The organism is Streptomyces sp. NPDC008317, from assembly GCF_042955955.1.
Classification (GTDB): domain Bacteria; phylum Actinomycetota; class Actinomycetes; order Streptomycetales; family Streptomycetaceae; genus Actinacidiphila.
The window spans coordinates 1-20,062 of the sequence record NZ_JBIBFQ010000006.1 but is presented as its reverse complement, the minus strand read 5'-3'; the positions used below and the strand labels follow the sequence as shown (position 1 = coordinate 20,062).

The following is a 20,062-nucleotide window of genomic DNA, read 5'->3' as shown; positions in this document are numbered from 1 at the left end:
GTCGCGTACGGGCCCCGCGGGTGTCGTCGGTTACGCGGAGGGGCGGCCCATCGCGCGGTAGGTCCAGCCGGCCTTGCGCCAGACCGCGGGGTCGAGCGCGTTGCGGCCGTCGAGGATGTGCCGCTCGCGGGCCACGTCGGCGAGGGCGGCGGTGTCCAGCTCGCGGAATTCCCGCCACTCGGTCAGGTGCAGTACGAGGTCGGCGCCGCGGACGGCGTCCAGCGGCGTGGGGGCGTAACGCAGGGTCGGGAAGAGCCGCTTGGCGTTCTCCATGCCCTTCGGGTCGTAGACCGTGACCTGGCCGCCCTGGAGGTGTATCTGGCCCGCCACATTGAGGGCGGGGGAGTCGCGGACGTCGTCGGAGTCCGGCTTGAAGGTGGCGCCCAGCACGGCGATCCGGCGGCCGAGCAGGCTCCCGCCGACCGCCTCGCGGGCCATCTCCACCATGCTGGTGCGGCGCCGCATATTGATGGAGTCGACCTCGCGCAGGAACGTCAGCGCCTGGTCGGCGCCCAGCTCACCGGCGCGCGCCATGAACGCGCGGATGTCCTTGGGCAGACAGCCGCCGCCGAAGCCGATCCCGGCCCTGAGGAATTTGTGGCCGATCCGGTCGTCGTGCCCGATCGCCTCGGCGAGCTTGGCGACATCGCCGCCCGCCGCCTCGCTGACCTCGGCCATGGCGTTGATGAAGGAGATCTTGGTGGCGAGGAAGGCGTTGGCCGCGGTCTTGACGAGTTCGGCCGTCGGGTAGTCCGTGACGATGAACGGCGTGCCTTCTGCGAGCGGTCCGGCGTAAACCTCCCGCAGGAGTGACTCGGCGCGCTCGCTGGTCACGCCGATCACGATCCGGTCCGGGTGCAGCGTGTCCTGCACCGCGAAGCCCTCGCGCAGGAACTCCGGGTTCCACGCCAGCTCCGCGTCCGCGCCCGCCGGGGCCGTCTCGCGCAGCCGCTCCGCCAGCCCGGCCGCGCTGCCCACCGGCACGGTGGACTTGCCGACCACCAGCGCGGGGCGCCGCAGATGCGGGGCCAGCGAGGAGAAGGCGTTCTCCACGTAGCTCATGTCGCAGGCGTACTCGCCGTGCTTCTGCGGGGTGTTCACGCAGACGAAGTGGACGTCGCCGAACTCGGCGACCTCCTCCCAGGAGGTGGTGAAGCGCAGCCGCCCGCTGGAGCCCTCGATCCCGGCCACATGTCTCGCGAGCAGTTCCTCCAGGCCCGGCTCGTACATGGGGACGCGCCCCTGCGACAGCATCTCGATCTTGCTCGGCACGATGTCGAGGCCGAGCACTTCGAAACCGAGCTCGGCCATCGCGGCGGCATGGGTGGCGCCGAGATAACCGGTGCCGATGACGGTGAGCTTCAGAGGCATGCGCAGAGCATAGTAGGGACCGCGCGGACCAAATAGTGGGTGGTCGGGGGGCCGGGGGTCCACAATGCGTGCAGATATCCAAGGGGTGGGTCGAGGGGTGGGGTGCAATCGTGGGTGACGCGAGCGGCAGAGGCGGCGGGACGGACGAGGGGACGGTCCCGACCGGAACGGACGTGACTACGCCGGATCAGCGGCGGGACCGGGGGCCGGACGAGGGGCGGTCGCCGGAACCGGAGGGGATACCGGGGCGGATATCGGGGCGGATATCGGCCGTCAAGCGCGAGCCGGGGTCCGAGCCGGAGCCGGAGTCGGCACTTGAGCCGGATGCGGACGACGGTCTCGCGCCCGACGGTCCTGACGGCCCCGACAGCCCGGCGCGCAAGACCCGGCGGCGCCGCCGTACCCGCCGCGTGCTGTACGCGGCCGTGATCCTGCTCTGCACCGGTGTGCTGCTGGTCGTCGGCACCGCCTACTGGGCCTTCCAGCACTACACCGGCCGCGTCGAGCGCATCCCGAACGCCTTCCCGACCGACGTACCGGCCGCCGCGCAGCCGCAGGCGTCCAAGAGCGGCAGCCAGACCTTCCTGCTGGTCGGCCTGGACGCCAGGTCCGACCTGCCGACCACCGGCAAGAACGCCAAGGCGCCGGAGTGGAAGCCGGGCGCCCAGCGCAGCGACACGATGATGCTCGTGCACCTGCCCGCCGACCACAAACACGCGTACGTCGTCTCGCTGCCGCGCGACTCCTGGGTGAGCATCCCCGGCCACGGCCAGGCGAAGCTGAACGCGGCCTTCTCCTGGGGCGGCCCGCCGCTGCTGATCGACACCGTGCAGCGGCTCACCAAGGTGAAGGTCGACCACCTCGCGGTGATCGACTGGAGCGGCTTCAAGAATCTGACCAACGCGGTCGGCGGCGTGGACATCACCGTCGACAAGACGGTCGACCGCCGCAACGGCCCCGGCGGGGTCTGGACGGCCGGCCCCCACCACATGAACGGCGACGACGCCCTCGACTACGTGCGCGAGCGCTACGGCCTGCCGCGCGGCGACCTGGACCGTACGCACCGGCAGCAGAATTTCCTGCGGGCCGTGCTGTCCAAGATGCTCTCCGGCGGCACCTTCTCCAACCCCCTCAAGCTGAAGCGGACCCTGGACCAGGTGACGTCCGTGGTGAGCGTGGACGACAGGCTGTCCAACGGCGATCTGCGCGACCTGGTGTGGAACATGCGCGATGTGCGCTCCTCGGACATGGTGTTCATGAACGCGCCGATCTCCGGCTTCGACACCATCAAGAAGCAGTCCGTGGTGCTGCTGGACGCCAACGGCTCCTCCGAGCTGTGGCAGGCGCTCCGCAACGACACGATGAGCGACTACCTCGCGAACAACACCGTCGACCGGCTCGGCGACAAGGTGTCGTGAGGCGTTGCGGGGCGTTGTGGTGTGTCGTGCGGTGTTCCGCGGGTGTCATGAACGTCACGTAGGTGGCGCCGCGGGCGCGGGCCTAGGATCATTGGGTTACTTAACGGTAGTTAGCGCTGCACTCGGGGAGTGAGACACCTTGGCCGGATCCTCCGACTTCGACCTTTTCCGTACGTCCGAGGAGCACGACATGCTCCGGGACGCGGTCCGCTCCCTCGCGGAGGCGAAGATCGCGCCGTTCGCGGCCGAGGTGGACGAGCACGGCCGCTTCCCGCAGGAGGCCCGTGACGCGCTGGAGGCCAACGACCTGCACGCGATCCACGTCCCCGAGGCGTACGACGGCCCGGGCGCGGACGCGCTGTCCACGGTCATCGTGATCGAGGAGGTGGCGCGGGTCTGCGCCTCCTCCTCCCTCATCCCCGCGGTCAACAAGCTCGGCTCGCTGCCCGTACAGCTCTCCGGCTCCGAGGAGCTGAAGACGAGGTACCTCGGCGCCCTGGCGCGCAAGGAGGGCATGTTCTCGTACGCGCTGTCCGAGCCCGAGGCCGGCTCGGACGCGGCGGGCATGAAGACCCGCGCGGTACGCGACGGCGACACCTTCGTCCTCAACGGCGTCAAGCGCTGGATCACCAACGCGGGCGTCTCCGAGTTCTACACGGTCATGGCCGTCACCGACCCCGACAAGCGCTCCAAGGGCATCTCCGCGTTCGTGGTCGAGAAGGGCGATGAGGGCGTCTCCTTCGGCGCCCCCGAGAAGAAGCTCGGCATCAAGGGCTCCCCGACCCGCGAGGTCTACTTCGACAACGTCCGCATCCCCGCCGACCGCATGATCGGCGCCGAGGGCACCGGCTTCGCCACCGCGATGAGGACCCTCGACCACACCCGCGTCACCATCGCCGCCCAGGCCATCGGCATCGCCCAGGGCGCCCTCGACTACGCCAAGGGCTACGTCAAGGAGCGCCAGCAGTTCGGCAAGGCCATCGCCGAATTCCAGGGCATCCAGTTCATGCTCGCCGACATGGCCATGAAGCTCGAAGCCGCCCGCCAGCTCACCTACGCCGCCGCCGCCAGGTCAGAACGCGTCTCGGCCGGCGGCAAGGAGGAAGACCTCACCTTCTTCGGCGCCGCCGCCAAGTGCTACGCCTCCGACGTCGCCATGGACATCACCACCGACGCCGTCCAACTCCTCGGCGGCTACGGCTACACCCGCGACTACCCCGTCGAGCGCATGATGCGCGACGCCAAAATCACCCAAATCTACGAGGGCACCAACCAGGTCCAGCGCATCGTGATGGCGCGAAACCTCCCCTAGGGCGGGGGGTGGTGATAGGCGGGTGACGGGGGTGAAGTGGGTGACGGGGGAGGGCGGTTCGGGGGGTTCAGTACAACGATCGGGGGAAGATCGCTATGTCCGACTATCCGGTGTAGTCCGGTGGTTCGGGCGGGGGGGATCGTCACCCGGCGCCGTTTAGCGGGCGGTTTGCGATCAATTGACAAGCGGACGCGGCGGCTTGTAGAGGTTTGAGGGCCACAGATGGCGCGGGAGTTCGATCCCGCCCCTTGTGTGCCCTTTCCGCGCTTGTGATCCGATCCCGTGAAGGGAAGACGTGTCCATATCCCGCCGTACCGCAATCGCGGTGCGTACCATCGGCGTTGCCTCCGCCGCAGCCGCGCTCGCGCTGGGCGTTGCAGGCAACGCGTTCGCTTGCAACATCTCCGAGTTCTCCGCCCAAGCCTCGTGCGACAACGGCAAGGGCTCGATCGACGTCACCAACAAGGACTACTCCCACACGCTGGTGAACATCACCGTGTCGCAGGGGCAGACCGAGGTCGGTCACCAGGAGAACCTGACCGGGACGCGTCAGGGCGTCACCGTCAACTTCCCGGTCGACTGGTCGCCGTCCACGACGTACACGGTCACCGTCGTGAAGGCTTCCGGCCAGAAGGTCGGCACCACGGACGTGAAGACGCCGGAGACCGCGTGCAAGGTCGACACCCCGACCACGCCCGCGACCGACACGCCGACCACGCCGGCCACCGACACTCCGTCGGACACGCCGACCACGCCGGCGACCGAAACGCCGTCGACGGCCCCGTCCGACACCCCCACCGCGACGCCGAGCACCAGCGGCGCGGCGGCGGTTGACGACACCAACGCTCCCTCGCCCGCGGCCGGTGGCACCACCGACCTGGCCGAGACCGGCGGCGGCAGCAACACGGGCATGATCGCCGGTGTCGCCGGCGCGCTCGTGGTGGTCGGCGGCGGCGCCGTCTACGGCCTGCGTCGTCGTACGGCCGGTGCGCGTCACTAAGGTCACGATCCGGCCAACTACGCGTCGCTGAGGTCTCGTTCGTCACCGGCGTGTATCAATGCAAACCCTGCGCGTACCTGACAGGCAGCAGGCGATACGCTGCGACGCCGTCGTCATCCGACGGCGTCGCGGCAATCGTCCACACACCTGAAGCAGGGGGACCCTTTATGGCCATTCGCAAGTCCACGATGCAGGAGCAGGTGGCTCAGGCCATCGCGGAGATCAACCCGAGCGACCGTCCGATCGCCACGATCCACACGGTCACCGGACCGAGCCCGTGGCTGATCAACTCGCTCGGCCTGATCGCCCAGGCATTCGTGAAGTACTACTTCGTCACGGTCACCGAGCAGGCCGTGGTCTTCCACAAGGCGGGCCGCATGAGCTCCCGCCCGAAGGAGCTCGTCGCCGCGATACCGCGCGCCGAGGCCGCGGGCCTGGTGTCCGAGGTCAAGCGGAACGCCCTGTGGAGCTCGCTGAAGTTCCAGCTCCCCGGTGAGCCCAAGCCGACCCGGCTGAACGTGGCCCGTTACTGGCGCACCGAGCTCGACCAGTGGGTGCCCGCCGTGACCGGAGCCCCGGCCGCCGTCTGAGCCCGAGGCGTCCAGCCCGAGGCATCTGAGCGCGAGGCGTCAGACCCCGAGGTGTCAGACCTTCGAGGATCAGACCCCGAGGCAGCAGACTCCGTACCGTCACCAAAGGCCCCGGCCCCCGCAGCGACGATTCGCCGCGGGGGCCGGGGCCTTCGGTGTGTGCCGTCCCGTCGGTGCCCGCCCGGTACCTACTTGGTGGCGGTCACCTTCTGGTCGTTCTTCAGCTCGTCGAAGAGCGTCTTCGCCTTCGTCATGTCCCACTTCACGGCGTCGCCGTCATTGGGCGTCATGTAGTTGGCGTTGCCGATCGGGACCGTGACGGAGTTGCCGTCGCCGCCCGTGACGCCCTTCATGGCCCAGAACATCGAGGCCAGGTTCATCAGGCTCATCTTCTTGTCGACGATGAGCGTGTCGAGCCCGGAGCCGATCACCGGGTAGAGCTTGAACGGGTTGAGGATCGTCGTCGGCGAGGCCGCCTGGTGGGCCAGCGTCGACAGGAACTTCTGCTGGTTGCGCATCCGGCCGAGGTCCTGGTCGGCCTCCTGGTGCCGCTGCCGGACGAAGGCCAGCGACTGCTTGCCGTTGAGCTTCTGGCAGCCCGCCGCGAAGTCGGCGCCCGACGCCTTGTCCTTCAGCGGCTTGTCCAGGCACATGTTGACGCCGCCGAGCGCGTTCACCAGGTTCACGAACCCGGAGAAGCCGATCTCCGCGTAGTGGTCGATGTGCAGGCCGGTGTTGTACTCGATGGTGCGGGTCAGCAGCTCGGGGCCGCCGTCGGAGTACGCGCGGTTCAGCTTGTGCGTGGAGGCCGCGTACCGCTTGCCCGACTTCTGGCCGGTGAAGGCCGGGATCGTGACGTACGAGTCGCGCGGCAGGCTCATCATGGTGGTCCCGTTGCCGCCGGTGTGCAGGATCATCATGGAGTCGGTGCGCTGGCCGTCCGCGGCGCCGGTGTGCAGGTCCTTCTCGTCCTGCTTGGTCAGCCCCTCACGGCTGTCCGAACCGACGATCAGATAGTTGGTGCCCTTGCCCGTCGGCGGGCGGTCCTCGACCTTGCTCAGGTCGACCTCGCGGCGCACCTTGGAGTCGGCCCAGAAGTACGTGGAGACGGACACCACCAGCAGCGCCACGACCAGACCAAGCGCCGTGATGCCGATCTTCTTGCGGGTGCTCCAGCGGGGCCTGCGGGGGCCGGTGGCGGTCCCGCCGGGCGGGGGCGGGCCGAAGCCGCCTCCGCCCTGGCCGCCTCGGCCGGGGCCCGCGGGCCCCGCGGGGCCGGGACGTCGGACGGGCTGCGGCGGTACCCCGCCCGCCGCGGCGGCGGCCCGGCGCGGCGACAGTTCAGGGGGCAGCGGCGGCTCGGCGCCGCGGCGCTGCTCGGTGTCATCGCTCCAACCGTTCATGGTGGAAAGTGTGCCCGGCCTCGGGCGACGACCGGGAATCCACGGCGGTTCTGTAGCAGACCCGATGCATTCGGCCACCGGCCGCGACCGTTTCGCAACGGACATAAGGTTGCTGTCATGATCGATCGCCCCACCCCCGAGAGCCCGGCAGTCCCCGAGAGCCCAGCCGCCCCCGAAGCCCCGGCCACGCCTGAGGCCCTGGCGGCGCCTGAGGCCCTGGGGGCACCTGAGGCCCTGGCCACGTCCGACGTCCCCGCTCCCGACGGCGCGGCGCTCCCGGGCAAGCCGACCTCGGCGTCCCGCATCACGCTCTCGCACATCATGAGCGCGCACGACACCAATCTGCTGGGCACCGTCCATGGCGGCGTCGTCATGAAGCTGGTGGACGACGCGGCGGGCGCCGTCGCGGGACGGCACTCGGGCGGCCCCGCCGTCACCGGCGCGATGGACGAGATGATCTTCCTCGAACCGGTCAGGGTCGGTGACCTCCTCGCCGTGAAGGCCCAGGTCAACTGGACCGGCCGCACCTCCATGGAGGTCGGCGTCCGCGTCATGGCCGAGCGCTGGAACGAGTCGGGCGTCGCCAAGCAGGTCGCCAGCGCCTACCTCGTCTTCGTCGCGGTCGACGTCGAGGGCAAGCCCCGGCACGTACCGCCGGTCCTGCCCGAGACCGACCGCGACCGCCGCCGCTGGCAGGAGGCCCAGATCCGCCGCACCCACCGCCTGGCCCGCCGCCGCGCGATCGTGGAGCTGCGCCGCCGCCGCGCGGCCGAGGGCCTGGACGACCAGGGCCTGTCCTGAGCGGTTCGGAAAGACGGCCGGGGGCCCCGGGGACGCACCCCGAGACCCCCGGCCGTCCGGCCCTCAGGCCGTTGAGCAGCCGATCGGGTCAGCAGCGGATCAGTTGAGCAGCCGGTCAGTTGAGCAGCCGGTCCGATCAGCACCTCATCCGGTCAGCACCCGACCTCGTCACCCGTCAGCGCGGAGTCCATCGTTCCCGACGCCCCGCCGTCGTCCGCCGTCACCGGCGTGACCGCCTTGTAGTCGGAGCCGAGGACCACCTTCATCGTCTTGCCCTGGCCGGACACGGCCACCAGCTCGGAGCCGGGCAGCGCGGTGGCGAGGGACTGCGCGGAGCGGTCCCAACGGGGGTCGTAGCGGATCACGGTCCGCGCGCTGGGGTGCTCGGACGTCCCGGGGGTGCCGACGGTCGCGAAACCGGTGGCGGCCAGCGCCTTCTGCGCGGCGGCGGCCAGCCCGCTGGTGTCGGTGCCGTTCTGGACCGAGACCCTGATGGTCGCGGGGTCGACGTCCACCTTGACGCCCTTGTGCTTCCTGGCCGTCTTGTGGTGCACCGCCAGCGGCCGGTCCGCGCGGATCGCCGCCCACATCTTCCCGGCCTTGGCGGTGTCCCACTTCACGGTGGAGCCGACGCCCGGGACGGAGTAGTCCGTGTCGCTCAGCGGCACGGAGCCGAACTCCGACGAGCTGGCCGTGAGGCCCTTCATGCCCTCCGCGAGCGCGATCAGGTCACCCGCCTTGAGGTTCTGGTCGGCGCGCACCGACCCGAGCACGGTCGAGGCGACCCGGCTCAGCTCCAGCGGGTTGGCCAGCGTCCCGCCGCTGGTGATCTTGTGGATGACCTGGGCCACGAACCGCTGCTGCCGCTGCATCCGCCCCAGATCCGCCGCCGCGTCCAGATGCCGGGCGCGCACGTACTGGAGCGCCTGTCCGCCGTCCAGCTTCGTGGTGCCGACCGGCAGGTCGAGGCCGGTGTAGGAGTCCTTCAGCGGGCGCGTCGTGCAGACCGGGACGCCGCCGATGACGTCGACCGTCTTCATGAAGCTCGTGAAGTCGACCTCCAGGTAGTGGTCGATGTGCACACCGGTGATCTGCTCGACGGTACGGACGGTCAGCTTCGGGCCGCCGTCCGCGTACGCCTGGTTGATCTTCGCCGGGTGGGTGTCCGCCTGGACCTCGGTGGCGGGCGCGGCACCCGCCGTACCGGAGGCCGTGCCGGACGGCGTGACCGAGGGTGCGGCGGACGGCGTGCCGGGCGGTGACGCGCTCGCCGGAGGGGACCCGGAGGACGACGCGTCCGCCGACGGCTGGTCCGGCAGACGTACGTACGTATCGCGCGGGATGCTCACGATGCTCGCGTGCGAACGGTCCTCCGACAGGTGCACCAGCATGATCGTGTCGGTGCAGTGACAGGGCGCGCCGCCCAGGTGGTACGCCTTCCTCGTCGCCGGGTCCAGGCCGTCGCGGCCGTCCGTGCCGACCAGCAGGAAGTTGGTGCCCTTGGACCCGTCGGGACGCCCCTCCATCCCGCCGAAGGCGTCCACCCGGTCGATCGCGCCGCTGACCCCGTTCAGCACGGCGTGGCCCACCCCGCTCGCGGTGATGATCAGCAGGGCCAGGCCGCCGATGATCCGGGTGCTCCAGCGGATCGGCGGACGTCGGCGCGCGGGGGGCACTCGGGTGGGCGGCACACGGGTGGGCGGCACAGGGAATCCCTCCGTGCGGTGACAGGGGCGTGCGGACCCGTTCAGGCTAGGGACAAATAGGACAGTAGGTCTTGACCCCACGCGCTGGTGTCCCCCATTAGCGGTAACGTTTGCCGCGATGAACGCCGCCGCTCCTGACCCCGCCACCCGTGCCGCCGCGCCGCAGAACCCCGCGCCCCCGGCAGTCTCCGTGATCATGCCGGTGCTCAACGAGGAGCGCCATCTGCGCGACTCGGTGCGGCACATCCTGGAGCAGGACTATCCGGGCGAGCTGGAGGTCGTCATCGCGCTGGGCCCGTCCACGGACGGTACGGACGCGATCGCCGCCGAGCTGACCGCCGCCGACCCGCGGGTCCACACGGTGCCCAACCCCACCGGCCGCACCCCCGCCGCGCTCAACGCGGCGATCAAGGCGTCCCGGCACCCGGTCGTCGTACGCGTCGACGGGCACGGCATGCTCTCGCCCGACTACATCGCCACCGCCGTCCGCCTCCTCGACGAGACGGGCGCTGCGAACGTCGGCGGCATCATGCACGCCGAGGGCGAGAACGACTGGGAGCGCGCGGTCGCCGCCGCCATGACGTCGAAGATCGGCGTCGGCAACGCGGCCTTCCACACCGGAGGCGCCGCCGCCCCCGCCGACACCGTCTACCTCGGCGTCTTCCGCCGCGAGGTGCTGGAGCGGCAGGACGGCTACAACGTGGAGTTCATCCGCGCCCAGGACTGGGAGCTGAACTACCGCATCCGCGAAGCCGGCCACCTCATCTGGTTCTCGCCCGAACTGCGCGTCTCCTACCGGCCGCGCCCCACCGTGCGCGCGCTCGCCAAGCAGTACAAGGACTACGGCCGCTGGCGGCGCGTCGTCACCCGCTACCACCGCGGCTCGGTCAACCTGCGCTACCTGGCCGCCCCCGTCGCCCTGTTCGCCAACGCGGCGGGCATCGTCGTCGGCGCGGCCGTCACCCCGTGGGCGCTGCTGGTGCCCGCCGCGTACGTGGCCGCCATCACCGTCGGCTCGCTCCCGGCGGGCCGCGGCCTGTCCTTCGGCGCCCGGCTGCGTATCCCCCTCGCCCTGGCCACCATGCACATGTGCTGGGGCTACGGCTTCCTCACCAGCCCGCGCTCGCTGGCCCGCCGGGTGATCGCCAGCCGCCGCCCCGCGGTGCACGACGCGGAGTCGCGACAGCGGGGACAGCAGGACGGCCAGCAGGGACAGCAGGACGGGCAGGGCCAGCAGGACGGTCAGCAGGACGGGCAGGGCCAGCAGGACGGCCAGCAGACGGAGACGGCCCGCGCGGAGGCGTGAGCCGCTCCCCGCGCGGGCCGGTCGTACCGCCTGCCGGTCCCGCCCTCTCCCACCCGCGTGCTACCAGCGGTAGATCGGCAGCACCTCCATGCAGCCGGTCGTGTCCGCGCCGTTCACCGCCTCCGCCGTCGTCGGCACGGAACCGCTCTTCGGCAGCGTCTTGCTGAAGTCCGTACCGGTCTTCCAGTCCGCGCCGATGGTCAAGGTGATGGTGTCGACGTCCGCGGACGCCTTCACATTGCCCGCCGGGATCTTCAGCGCCTTGCCCACCGCCGTGGCGTCGGCCTTGCCCTGGTCACCGCTGCTCGTCGGATACGTGAGGGTGGTGCCGGGGCTCGGCTTGGTCTGCTGGCTCGCCTCCGCCTTGGTGAAGCCCGCGGTCTTGAGCGTGGTGGCGATACCGCCCGCGCGGTTCGGCGTGGCCACGCCGTCCGAGGTGCCCGCGGTGCCGTTGACCACGGAGACCGCGATGGTGTCGGAGGCCGCGGCGGCCGGGCCCTGCGGCGCGGTCGTGGCCGGTGTCGTGGCGGGCGCCCCGCTCGCCGGGGTCTTCGCCTTGCCGTTGCCGTCCATCGCCACGTCGTTGCGCAGCAGCGACCAGACCTGGGGCGCGTCCGCCGACGGGATGTAGTGCGCCAGCGGGGCCTTCGGGTCCGCGTCGTGCGGCATCGTCAGCATCGTGATGCGGTCCGACGGCACGGTCTTGAGCTGCATGCCCAGGTCGTACAGCTTCTTCGGGGTGCCGATCTCCTTGGAGACCTCGAACGCCTCCATCGCGGTGGTCGCGATCTTGTTGAGCTTGCCCGGGTCCGTGAAGAGGTTCTGGCTGCGCAACTGCCGGATCAGCGCGCTCATGTACATGTGCTGCGCCTTGGCCCGCGCGGCGTCGCTGCCCCAGGCGTGCCGGGTCCGCAGCCACTTCAGCGCTGTCTCGCCGTAGATCTTCTGCTTGCCCGCCTTGAGGTGCAGGTGCGAGCCGCCGGGCTGGGCCGGGGTCGAGTGGTCGTCCACATTCTGCTTCACGCAGACCTCGACGCCGCCGACGACGTCGGCCATCTTCACCACACCGGAGAAGTCGATGGTCAGCCAGTGGTCGATGTAGACGCCGGTCAGATTCTGCACGGTGGCCAGGGTGCAGCCCGCGCCGCCGCGGCCGAGCGACGCGTTGATGATGTCGTTGACCGGCGCGAACTTCTCGTGCGTCTTGGGGTCGGTGCACGCCGGGATGTTGACGCGGGTGTCGCGCGGGATGCTGACCACGGACATGTTGCTGCGGTCCGCGGACAGGTGCGCGATCATGATCACGTCGGCGCGGGCGGCGTCGCCCACGGTGTTCTTGGCGCCGCCGAGCTTCAGATCCTCGGGGTCGTTGCGGCTGTCGGAGCCCAGGATGAGGATGTTCATCGCCGTCTTGCCGGCGGCGTTGGCCTTCGTCTTCGCCACGGTCGAGCTGCCGCTGACGCGCTCGCCCTTGCGGATCTTGCCCGCCAGGTACTCGTAGTAGCCGTAGGCCGCGCCCGCCGAGCCGAGCACCGCGACCGCGGCGCCGATGGACACCCACTTCAGGACCCTGCGCTTACGGCTCTTCGTGCGCCGCCGTGAGCCGCCGCGCCGGTGACCGCCACCGCCCGCCGCGCCGCGCTGGCCCGGTATTCGCTCGGGTGGCTCCTGCCCGCCGTCGGAAGAGGCGGGGTCGGCGTCCGGTCCCGCGCCGGAGCCCGCGCCGTCGTCGCCGCCGGAGTCCGTACCTGATGGCGCGCCGGGCGCGTAGGCGCGGGCGTCGTCCCGGTACAGGCTCTCGTCCCATCCCCGGTGGTCCGGGTTGGGTGCCGTACCGAAGCCGTTCCCTCCCACTGTCCCGTCGCGCATCCCGAACCTCCCTGTGGCGCGCATCGTCATCACGGTGACCGGCCGCGCGCCTTCGCGCGGGGTGTACGGACGGTGCACGCCGACGCGCCGCCCTACCCGGGTCATACTGGGTCGCCCCACTGTCAGACGGCTGTGAGCGGCGAGGAGTTGCACCCGGAGATCGTCAATTAGCGGACGCCGGGACTCCGGCGCCCGCCCGGATCACGTCAGAGGGTGACGGAGGTCACGGCGGTCACCGCATTCGCCGTATTGACCGCATTCACCGCGTTTACGGTATTCACCGCGTTCATCGCGTGTGCGACATCCGTGACCTCACTTCACGCACGCCGTGTCGGCGGCCTCGGTCTTCGGGAGGTCCGAGGGAGCAGCGGTGGGCGGGCCGATCGGGGTGCCGGGCGCCGTGAAGTCCTTGCCGAGAGTCAGCTTCATGTACGCGAGCGGCGCCGCGTCCGTCGTGCCCTGCTTCAGCGCGGAGGCGGGCAGCCCCATCATCGCGGCCAGCGAACGCGCCTGGTCGGCCTGGTTCGGCGCGTACTCCAGGACGGTCCTGGCGGTGGCGGGCGCGTTGCCGCCGTTCGCCGAGCGGTTGACGCCCTGGGTGTTCTGGAGCCAGTTGACGGTGCTCTGCGCCGCGCCGAAGGTCCCGCTGCCGTTGAGCACGTTGACGCGGGTGTCGTGCGGGGTCGCCTTCGGCCCGTTCAGCCGGGGGTCGGGCGTGGCGGACGGCTTCTTCACCGCGGTCAGCGACACGTCGTTCTTGATCAGCGCGAAGAGCTGCGGGGCCTTGACCGGGTCGACGACGACGGTGGCGTGCACCTTCTCGTTCGGGTTGTCGAGCACCGGCAGGGTGGTGAAGCTGATGTGCTTCTCGTCCACCTCGCTGAGGTCCTTGGCCAGGCTGGTGAGCTTGCTCACGCTGCCGATCGCGCTGTCCACGGTGAGCGCCTTGGTGGCCGCGTCCGCCAGCGTGAACAGCTTCTTCGGGTTGGTCAGCGTGCCGCTCGACTTGATCTTCCGGATCATCGCGCTCAGGAAGTTCTGCTGGAGCTTGATCCGGTCCAGGTCGCTCTGGTTCTTGAGCGCGTGCCGGGTCCTTACGAACTCCAGCGCCGTCTCGCCCTGGATGTTGTGCGGTCCCGCGCTCAGGTTCAGATGGGACTTCGGGTCGACCAGCGGCCGGGCGAGGCAGACGTCGACACCGCCGACGGCCGTCGACAGGGCCTTCACCGCCTCGAAGTTGACCATCATGAAGTGGTCGATCGGCAGCCCCGTCATCGCCGTCACCGCGCGCATGGTGCAGCCGGGGTCGCGGCCGTCCACGCCCAGGCTCTCGTTGAACTTGGGCGTGGTGAGCTGCGCGGGCGTGCCCGGAACCGTCTTGGTGCTGCCGTCCTTCTGCTTGGTCGGGCAGTCGGGGATGGAGGTGACGATGTCGCGGGGGATGCTCATCGCGGTCGCGTTGCTGCGGTCGGCCGACACATGGAAGAGGATCGTGGTGTCCGCGTGGCCGACGCTGCCCGCGTCGCCGTACTTCTTGCCGAGGCCGACCCGGCTGTCCGTGCCGATCACCAGCACGTTCATCGGACCGGTGTGCGTGACGTCCTTGCTGCCCGCGTTGCCGACGTCCACCGTCGTGATGTTGTTGTTGAAGTGCTGGTAGACGAGGTAGCCGCCGACGCCGACCGCCACCAGCACGAAGCTCACCGTGCCCGCGGTCCACAACAGGACCTTCTTCTTACGGGACTTCTTGTTCCTCGCCTTGCGACGGCTGGTCGGCGTGGACACGTCGGCCGAGCCGCCCCCCAGTCGCGCCGAGCCGGTGGTGGAGGTCGTGGCACCGGTCCTGGCCGCGAGGCGGGCCGCGCGCCGGCCGCCGGGGGGCGGGGCGGGGCTGTCCGTCGGGCCGGTCCCGGCCCCGGTCGCGTCGTCGTCCCCTGCGGTGGGAGCGGAGTCGCGCCCTTGGCCGCGCCCGGCGTCCCGCGGTGCGGGGGAGGCGTCGCGATGACCGCTCTGCCCCGGCACGGTGGGCCTCGGCGCCGCGTCCGGCTCCAGCCGCAACTGGTACGTACCGGTCGCCGGGTCCAGGACCCACTGGTCCGCCGGGTCGATGTTCCTACGGCCTTGCGTGTCCACGGTCGCTCGGGTCCTCCATCCGGGATCGGCCGGATCGCTCACACTAGCCCCACAGTTCAGCGCCGATGCGCGCCCGTGACAAATCGAGCGCCCCTACAACCGGACAAAGCTGCCGATCCCGCCTGCCGACCAGGTGGACTCTTTAGCGGGATTTCACCCGCTCTTGCCACAGATGTCGCGGTCCGCGGTCGTCCCGCGGTACGTGGGGCCCGTGGGGGTGGTCGTGGGCGTGGCCGTAGAGGTCGAGCCCGCGGACGGGGTGCCGGGCGTACGCGTACCGCCCGCGCTGTCACCGCCGCCGTCTCCGCTGTCCGGCGCCTTGTCCGACACGTTCACCGGCCGGTCGTCGCGCAGCGTCTTGAAGAGGGTGTCGGCGGCGGGCTGGACGAGCTGGTCGCGGTTGATGTCGTTGACGTACTGCTCGCGCGGCACGGTCAGGAAGTGCACGTTCCCGGTCGGTATCTGCTGGAGGCTGTGCGCGAGGGTGTACAGCTCGCTCAGCGAGTCCAGGCCGGGGTCGGCGGTCAGCGACGAGGTGGCGGCCGACAGCAGCGGGTAGAGCTTGGTCGGGTTGAGCAGCACGCCGTTGCTGCTCACCTTCTTCAACAGCGAGGCGAGGAACGCCTGTTGGCGGTCCATCCGCATGGTGTCGCTGCCGTCGCCGATGCCGTGCCGGGCGCGTACGTATCCCAGCGCCTGCTCGCCGTTGAGCGTCTGCCGTCCCGCGGGCAGGTCGAGGTGCGCGTACGTGTCGTGCACCGGCTCGGCCAGGCACACATCGACACCGTTCACCGCCCCGACCATCTTCTTGAAGCCGTTGAAGTCCACGATCAGGTGATGGTCGACGCGGATGCCGGTCATCTTCTCGACCGTACGGATGGTGCAGGCCGCGCCGCCCGACTCGAACGCCCAGTTGAACTGCTCGAACCGCTCGTGGTCCTCCTTGCCGCTCGGCAGGGTGCAACGCGGCACGTGCGTCATCAGGTCACGCGGGAGGCTGACGGCGGTGGCGCTCTTCCGGTCGGCGGATATGTGCAGCAGGATCGTGGTGTCCGAGCGCTGAGTGCCGCTGTCCTGGCCGTACTTGCTGTTGCCGTTCCCGCGGTTGTCCGAACCGATCAGCAGGATGTTCTGGGCCTCCGTCGGGCCCTGCGTGGGGCGCTCGGAGGCGTGCACCTTCAGGTCGTTCTCGGTCGCGGTGTCGGTCGTGATGTTGCCGTTGAGCCGCTGGTAGAGGTACCAGCCGGTGCCCGCGCAGGCCAGTACGAGTACGGCGGTGCACAGGGCGACGACCTTCAGCCAGCGCCAGTTCTTGGGGGTGGCGGGCTCCTCCGCCGGGGCGGCGGCGGGGCCTTCGACCGGCGGCGTATCCGTCTCCGTATCGGCAGCCGGCTCCGCGGCCTTTTCCGTAGCGGCGTCCGGTTCCGTCCCCGCGTCCGTCCCCGCGTCCGCGTCCGCTTCGGCCTCTGGTTCTGCCTCGGCCTCGGCTTCGGTCTCCGCCTCTGCCTCTGGTTCTGCTTCCGCTTCGGTCGTCGGCTCGGCGGGCTCGTCCGACCGCGCCTTCTGTGTGCCGGACGCGTCGTCGGAGCCGTCGGAGGCGGGGGGAACGGAGTCACCCTGCGGAGGCTCTGCTGGCGTGGTCACGTCGGGGCCCGTCTCTCGGAAGTCGCCGGTTACCGGGGACAGGCTTGCGATTACCCGCCCGGCATTCGTTCAGACAGCCGAATACGGTGGTTGGTTGCCTGGGTACCCGAAATCCACAGACAGCTGTTGACGAGCTGTGACGGAAGTGACGACAGGGGCGTCCGGCGAGGCCGGGGCGCGTGACCGCTACAGAGATACGGTGACGCGCTCGGCGTCCTTCCGCTTGGCCAACTGCTCCTCGGGCAGCCGGTCGAGGTGGCGGCAGAGCACCACGGAGGCGTCGGCGGCGAGCGGCGCGAGCAGCCCGGCCGCGAGCCCGTCCCACGTGTCGAAGGACAGCGGCGACAGCAGCCGTCCGCCGCGGCCGAGCCCGAGCGCGGCGGCCGACGCGCGCGCCTTGGCGACGACCTCCGACGCGGTCAGCACGCCCCCGCCGTCCGGCAGTACGAGCGCGGGCGCGTCCGGGCCGACCGGCGCGTAGGGCGCGAAACGGTCGCCCTGGCTCGGCACCTCCACCGCGTAGTCGACGAAGCCCGCGGGCGGCTGCGGGAAGCGTCCGCCCAGCGGCCGGAGCGCGAGCGCGACCCGCTCGCCGCCGCAGGCCCGCGCCGCGTCCAGGGTGTCCGGGCCGCTGACCACCAGGTCGGCACCGGCCGGATCGCCGCCGGGCGCCACGACGACGCCCGCCGAGAAACCGGCCAGCACCCACACGGCCGTCTGCCAGTGCGCGGGCAGCAGCAGCGCCAGCCGGTCGCCGGGCTGCGCGCCCAACTCGTCCTGGAGCAGATTCGCGGTCTTCGCCACCCAGTTCCCGAAGGTCGCCACCGACAACTCGACGCGTTCACCCGTCGCGTCGTCGTAGAAGGTGACCAGCGGGCGGCCCGGATCACCGCGCAGCGCGGCGTCGAGCAGCCCGGCGGGAGTCGCGGGGCCCTGGGGAGTGCGGGGCGTGTCGGGCGTGTTGGCGGTCGGCGTCACGCGTGTCAGGCTACCCCCAGCGATCACGACGGCCTGGGCCCGTACGGGTACGGGGGCCGGTTCCCCGTGCGGCCGTCGCGGGTGGCGTCCCCGCCCGACTCGGCTCGTCCGAGTCGGCCCGTCCGACTCGGCTCGTCCGTACGGGTGTCAGTGTGGCGGCGCGGCCGACTGTCCGTCAGTTCGTGAATACTCATCTTTACGGCTTATGTCACTATGCTTGCCATGCGAGCACACCCCGCCTCCGCCGTCAGCGCGGAGCGCCCCGTGGAGAGCCCTGCGGCAACCGAAGCGATCCTCCTGGTCGGGGGCAAGGGCACCCGGCTCAGGCCGCTGACCGTGCACACCCCGAAGCCGATGGTCCCGGCGGCCGGAGTCCCGTTCCTCACCCACCAGCTCGCGCGCGCCAGGGCCGCCGGGGTCGAGCACGTGGTGCTCGCCACCTCCTACCTCGCCGAGGTCTTCGAACCGCACTTCGGCGACGGCTCGGCGCTCGGCCTGCACCTCGAATACGTCACCGAGACCGAGCCGCTGGGCACCGGCGGAGCCATCCGCAACGTCGCCCACCGGCTGCGCTCCGCGCCCGGCGACCCCGTCCTGGTCCTCAACGGCGACATCCTCACCGGCCTCGACATCCCCGCCCTCGTCGGCACCCACCGCGCCACCGGCGCCGACATCTCGCTGCACCTGACCAAGGTCGCCGACCCGCGCGCCTTCGGCCTCGTCCCCACCGACGCCGACGGCCGCGTCACAGCCTTCCTGGAGAAGCCGCAGACGCCGGAGGAGATCGTCACCGACCAGATCAACGCGGGGTGTTACGTCTTCACCCGCTCGGTCATCGACACCATTCCGGCCGGGCGGCCGGTCTCCGTCGAACGCGAGACCTTCCCCGACCTGCTCGCCGCCGGCGCCCACCTCCAGGGCATGGTCGACTCCACCTACTGGCTCGACCTCGGCACCCCGCAGGCGTTCGTCCGCGGCTCCGCCGACCTCGTACTCGGCCACGCGCCGTCCCCCGCCGTCGCGGGCCTCGGCGGCGACCACCTCGTCCTGACCGGCGCCCATGTCGCCGCCGACGCCAAGCTCTCCGGCGGCACCTGTGTCTCCACGGGCGCCGTCATCGGGGCCGGCGCCCGCGTCGACGGCAGCACCGTGCTGTCCGGCGCCACCGTCGAGCCCGGCGCCGTCATCCGCGACTCGCTCGTCGGCATCGGCGCCGTCATCGGCGCCCGCACCGTCCTCGACGGCGCCGTCGTGGGCGACGGCGCGCACATCGGCCCCGACAACGAACTGCGCGACGGCGTACGGATCTGGTGCGGAGCCCGCATTCCGGCGGGCGCGGTGCGGTTCTCGTCGGACCAGTAGGGCGGGGGGCTCGGCTTTACGGGGGCGGGGCGGCGGGCGCGTCGGAGGGGGCGGATACGCTCGCCGGGTGCCTCTCCCGCGACCTCGACCCGCCTCCACCACCGCCACCGCCGCTTGCGCGGCGTCGGTGTCATCGGCGGCTCCCGCGGCTCCGCGTACCCGGTCCTGGTCGCCTGCCGGGCCGCTCGACATCCGGCTCACCCTCAACCCGCTCTGCCGCGGTTACGGCGACCCCGCCTTCCGGATCGACCCGGACGGCACCGTCTGGCGGGCGAGCCGCACGCCCGACGGCGCGGGCACCCTCCGCCTGACCGGCAGTCCCGCCGTGATCGAGGCCCACGCGTGGGGGCCCGGCGGCCAGTGGCTGCTCGACGCGCTGCCCGCGCTGCTCGGCGCCGACGACGATCCGGCCGCGTTCACGCCCCGGCACCGGCTCGTGCACGCCGCGCACCGGCGCCACCCAGGTCTGCGGCTGACCCGTACCGGGCTCGTCCTCGAATCGCTGATCCCCTCCATCCTGGAACAGAAGGTCACCACCACCGAGGCGTACCGGGCCTGGCGGCTTCTGCTCCACCGCCACGGAGAGGCCGCGCCGGGGCCGGCGGGCGCCGAGCGCATGCGCGTCATGCCCGACGCGCGGGGGTGGGCCCTGGTCCCGTCCTGGGACTGGCACCGGGCGGGGGTCGACAACAAGCGCGCCTCCACCGTCCTGCGGGCCGTCCGGGCCGCCTCCTCGCTCGAAGGGCTCACCGCCCTTCCGCCCGGCGAGGCGGCCACGCGGCTCCAGACGGTGCCCGGGATCGGGCCCTGGACGGCTGCCGAGACGCTTCAGCGCAGTCATGGGGCCGCCGATGCCGTGACGGTCGGGGACCTGCACCTGCCGCATCGGGTCGGGTACGCCCTCACGGGTGAGCGCCGCTCTTCCGACGAGGTCATGCTCGGTCTTCTCGCCCCCTACGCGGGGCAGCGGCACCGTGCCGCCCGCCTCATCCTCCTCAACTCTCCCGCCCCGCCCCGCCGCGCCCCCCGCCTGGCCCCCAACCCTCCTGGCCGCTAGCCCTCTTGCCCTTTGTCTTTGCCCGCCCGCCCACCCGTGCGGGTGTTTTCTTCGTCTGCGGGTGCCGCTTGTGCCTGGTCGGTGCCGGTCCGGGGCACCTCCTCGAAATGCG

The 20,062-nt window shown here is 71.1% G+C and carries 14 protein-coding genes and 1 pseudogene; 8 read left to right on the top strand and 7 right to left on the bottom strand.

Annotated elements, in window-relative coordinates; all coding sequences use genetic code 11:
- Positions 1 to 30 precede the first annotated feature (30 nt).
- Positions 31 to 1,371, bottom strand: coding sequence for a UDP-glucose/GDP-mannose dehydrogenase family protein (locus tag ACFY9V_RS20305; RefSeq protein WP_355350043.1), 1,341 nt, complete (start codon positions 1,369 to 1,371; stop codon positions 31 to 33).
- A gap of 173 nt (positions 1,372 to 1,544) precedes the next feature.
- Between ACFY9V_RS20305 and ACFY9V_RS20300 the strand changes: the two genes are divergently transcribed.
- The 4 genes from ACFY9V_RS20300 (at position 1,545) to ACFY9V_RS20285 (ending at position 5,691) form a co-directional block, all read left to right on the top strand.
- Entirely contained in the window at positions 1,545 to 2,789 is a 1,245-nt protein-coding gene (locus tag ACFY9V_RS20300; protein ID WP_391162250.1) for an LCP family protein, read from the top strand.
- 139 nt (positions 2,790 to 2,928) lie between these two features.
- The gene (locus ACFY9V_RS20295; protein WP_391051522.1) at positions 2,929 to 4,101 is read left to right on the top strand and encodes an acyl-CoA dehydrogenase family protein; all 1,173 of its coding nucleotides are present in this window, start codon (positions 2,929 to 2,931) and stop codon (positions 4,099 to 4,101) included.
- A gap of 295 nt (positions 4,102 to 4,396) precedes the next feature.
- On the top strand, positions 4,397 to 5,101 hold the full coding sequence (locus ACFY9V_RS20290; protein ID WP_391162248.1) for an LAETG motif-containing sortase-dependent surface protein: 705 nt from the start codon (positions 4,397 to 4,399) through the stop codon (positions 5,099 to 5,101).
- Between the two features lie 167 nt (positions 5,102 to 5,268).
- Positions 5,269 to 5,691 carry a hypothetical protein gene (locus tag ACFY9V_RS20285; RefSeq protein WP_355350031.1) on the top strand — a complete coding sequence of 141 codons (423 nt, stop codon included), beginning with the start codon at positions 5,269 to 5,271 and terminating at the stop codon, positions 5,689 to 5,691.
- A gap of 188 nt (positions 5,692 to 5,879) precedes the next feature.
- On the opposite strand, the gene ACFY9V_RS20280 is transcribed toward ACFY9V_RS20285, so the two are convergent.
- On the bottom strand, positions 5,880 to 7,094 hold the full coding sequence (locus ACFY9V_RS20280; protein ID WP_355350028.1) for an LCP family protein: 1,215 nt from the start codon (positions 7,092 to 7,094) through the stop codon (positions 5,880 to 5,882).
- 321 nt (positions 7,095 to 7,415) lie between these two features.
- On the opposite strand from ACFY9V_RS20280, the gene ACFY9V_RS20275 reads away from it, so the two are divergent.
- A complete protein-coding gene (locus ACFY9V_RS20275; protein ID WP_355350051.1) occupies positions 7,416 to 7,895 on the top strand; it encodes an acyl-CoA thioesterase in 480 nt (159 codons plus the stop codon).
- Positions 7,896 to 8,047: 152 nt separating this feature from the next.
- Here ACFY9V_RS20275 and ACFY9V_RS20270 read toward each other — a convergent pair whose 3' ends face one another.
- Positions 8,048 to 9,601, bottom strand: a complete 1,554-nt coding sequence (locus tag ACFY9V_RS20270; RefSeq protein WP_391162247.1) for an LCP family protein — start codon at positions 9,599 to 9,601, stop codon at positions 8,048 to 8,050.
- Positions 9,602 to 9,719: 118 nt separating this feature from the next.
- On the opposite strand from ACFY9V_RS20270, the pseudogene ACFY9V_RS20265 reads away from it, so the two are divergent.
- Positions 9,720 to 10,769 (top strand): annotated as a pseudogene (locus ACFY9V_RS20265) (glycosyltransferase family 2 protein); the annotation flags it as partial.
- Between the two features lie 198 nt (positions 10,770 to 10,967).
- On the opposite strand, the gene ACFY9V_RS20260 reads toward ACFY9V_RS20265, so the two are convergent.
- From ACFY9V_RS20260 to ACFY9V_RS20245, 4 genes are all read right to left on the bottom strand, one after another.
- The gene (locus tag ACFY9V_RS20260; RefSeq protein ID WP_355350019.1) at positions 10,968 to 12,776 is read right to left on the bottom strand and encodes an LCP family protein; all 1,809 of its coding nucleotides are present in this window, start codon (positions 12,774 to 12,776) and stop codon (positions 10,968 to 10,970) included.
- A 312-nt stretch (positions 12,777 to 13,088) separates the two neighbouring features.
- Positions 13,089 to 14,909, bottom strand: a complete 1,821-nt coding sequence (locus ACFY9V_RS20255; RefSeq protein WP_391162246.1) for an LCP family protein — start codon at positions 14,907 to 14,909, stop codon at positions 13,089 to 13,091.
- Positions 14,910 to 15,062: 153 nt separating this feature from the next.
- Positions 15,063 to 16,553 (bottom strand): LCP family protein, encoded by a 1,491-nt coding sequence (locus ACFY9V_RS20250; protein WP_391162244.1) that lies wholly within the window; start codon positions 16,551 to 16,553, stop codon positions 15,063 to 15,065.
- 186 nt (positions 16,554 to 16,739) lie between these two features.
- On the bottom strand, positions 16,740 to 17,531 hold the full coding sequence (locus ACFY9V_RS20245; RefSeq protein WP_391162243.1) for a TIGR03089 family protein: 792 nt from the start codon (positions 17,529 to 17,531) through the stop codon (positions 16,740 to 16,742).
- Between the two features lie 222 nt (positions 17,532 to 17,753).
- On the opposite strand from ACFY9V_RS20245, the gene ACFY9V_RS20240 reads away from it, so the two are divergent.
- Together ACFY9V_RS20240 and ACFY9V_RS20235 are read left to right on the top strand one after the other, a co-directional pair.
- Positions 17,754 to 18,893 (top strand): sugar phosphate nucleotidyltransferase, encoded by a 1,140-nt coding sequence (locus tag ACFY9V_RS20240; RefSeq protein WP_391162242.1) that lies wholly within the window; start codon positions 17,754 to 17,756, stop codon positions 18,891 to 18,893.
- A 67-nt stretch (positions 18,894 to 18,960) separates the two neighbouring features.
- Complete coding sequence (locus tag ACFY9V_RS20235; RefSeq protein WP_391162241.1) at positions 18,961 to 19,950, top strand: DNA-3-methyladenine glycosylase family protein; 990 nt, start codon at positions 18,961 to 18,963, stop codon at positions 19,948 to 19,950.
- Positions 19,951 to 20,062 lie beyond the last annotated feature (112 nt).

Excerpts from the sequence above, each read along its gene's own strand:
- ACFY9V_RS20285 (WP_355350031.1), top strand. The coding sequence starts at position 5,269 with ATGGCCATTCGCAAGTCCACGATGCAGGAGCAGGTGGCTCAGGCCATC.
- ACFY9V_RS20260 (WP_355350019.1), bottom strand. The coding sequence starts at position 12,776 with ATGCGCGACGGGACAGTGGGAGGGAACGGCTTCGGTACGGCACCCAAC.
- ACFY9V_RS20275 (WP_355350051.1), top strand. The coding sequence starts at position 7,416 with ATGAGCGCGCACGACACCAATCTGCTGGGCACCGTCCATGGCGGCGTC.
- ACFY9V_RS20305 (WP_355350043.1), bottom strand. The coding sequence starts at position 1,371 with ATGCCTCTGAAGCTCACCGTCATCGGCACCGGTTATCTCGGCGCCACC.
- ACFY9V_RS20280 (WP_355350028.1), bottom strand. The coding sequence starts at position 7,094 with ATGAACGGTTGGAGCGATGACACCGAGCAGCGCCGCGGCGCCGAGCCG.
- ACFY9V_RS20240 (WP_391162242.1), top strand. The coding sequence starts at position 17,754 with ATGCGAGCACACCCCGCCTCCGCCGTCAGCGCGGAGCGCCCCGTGGAG.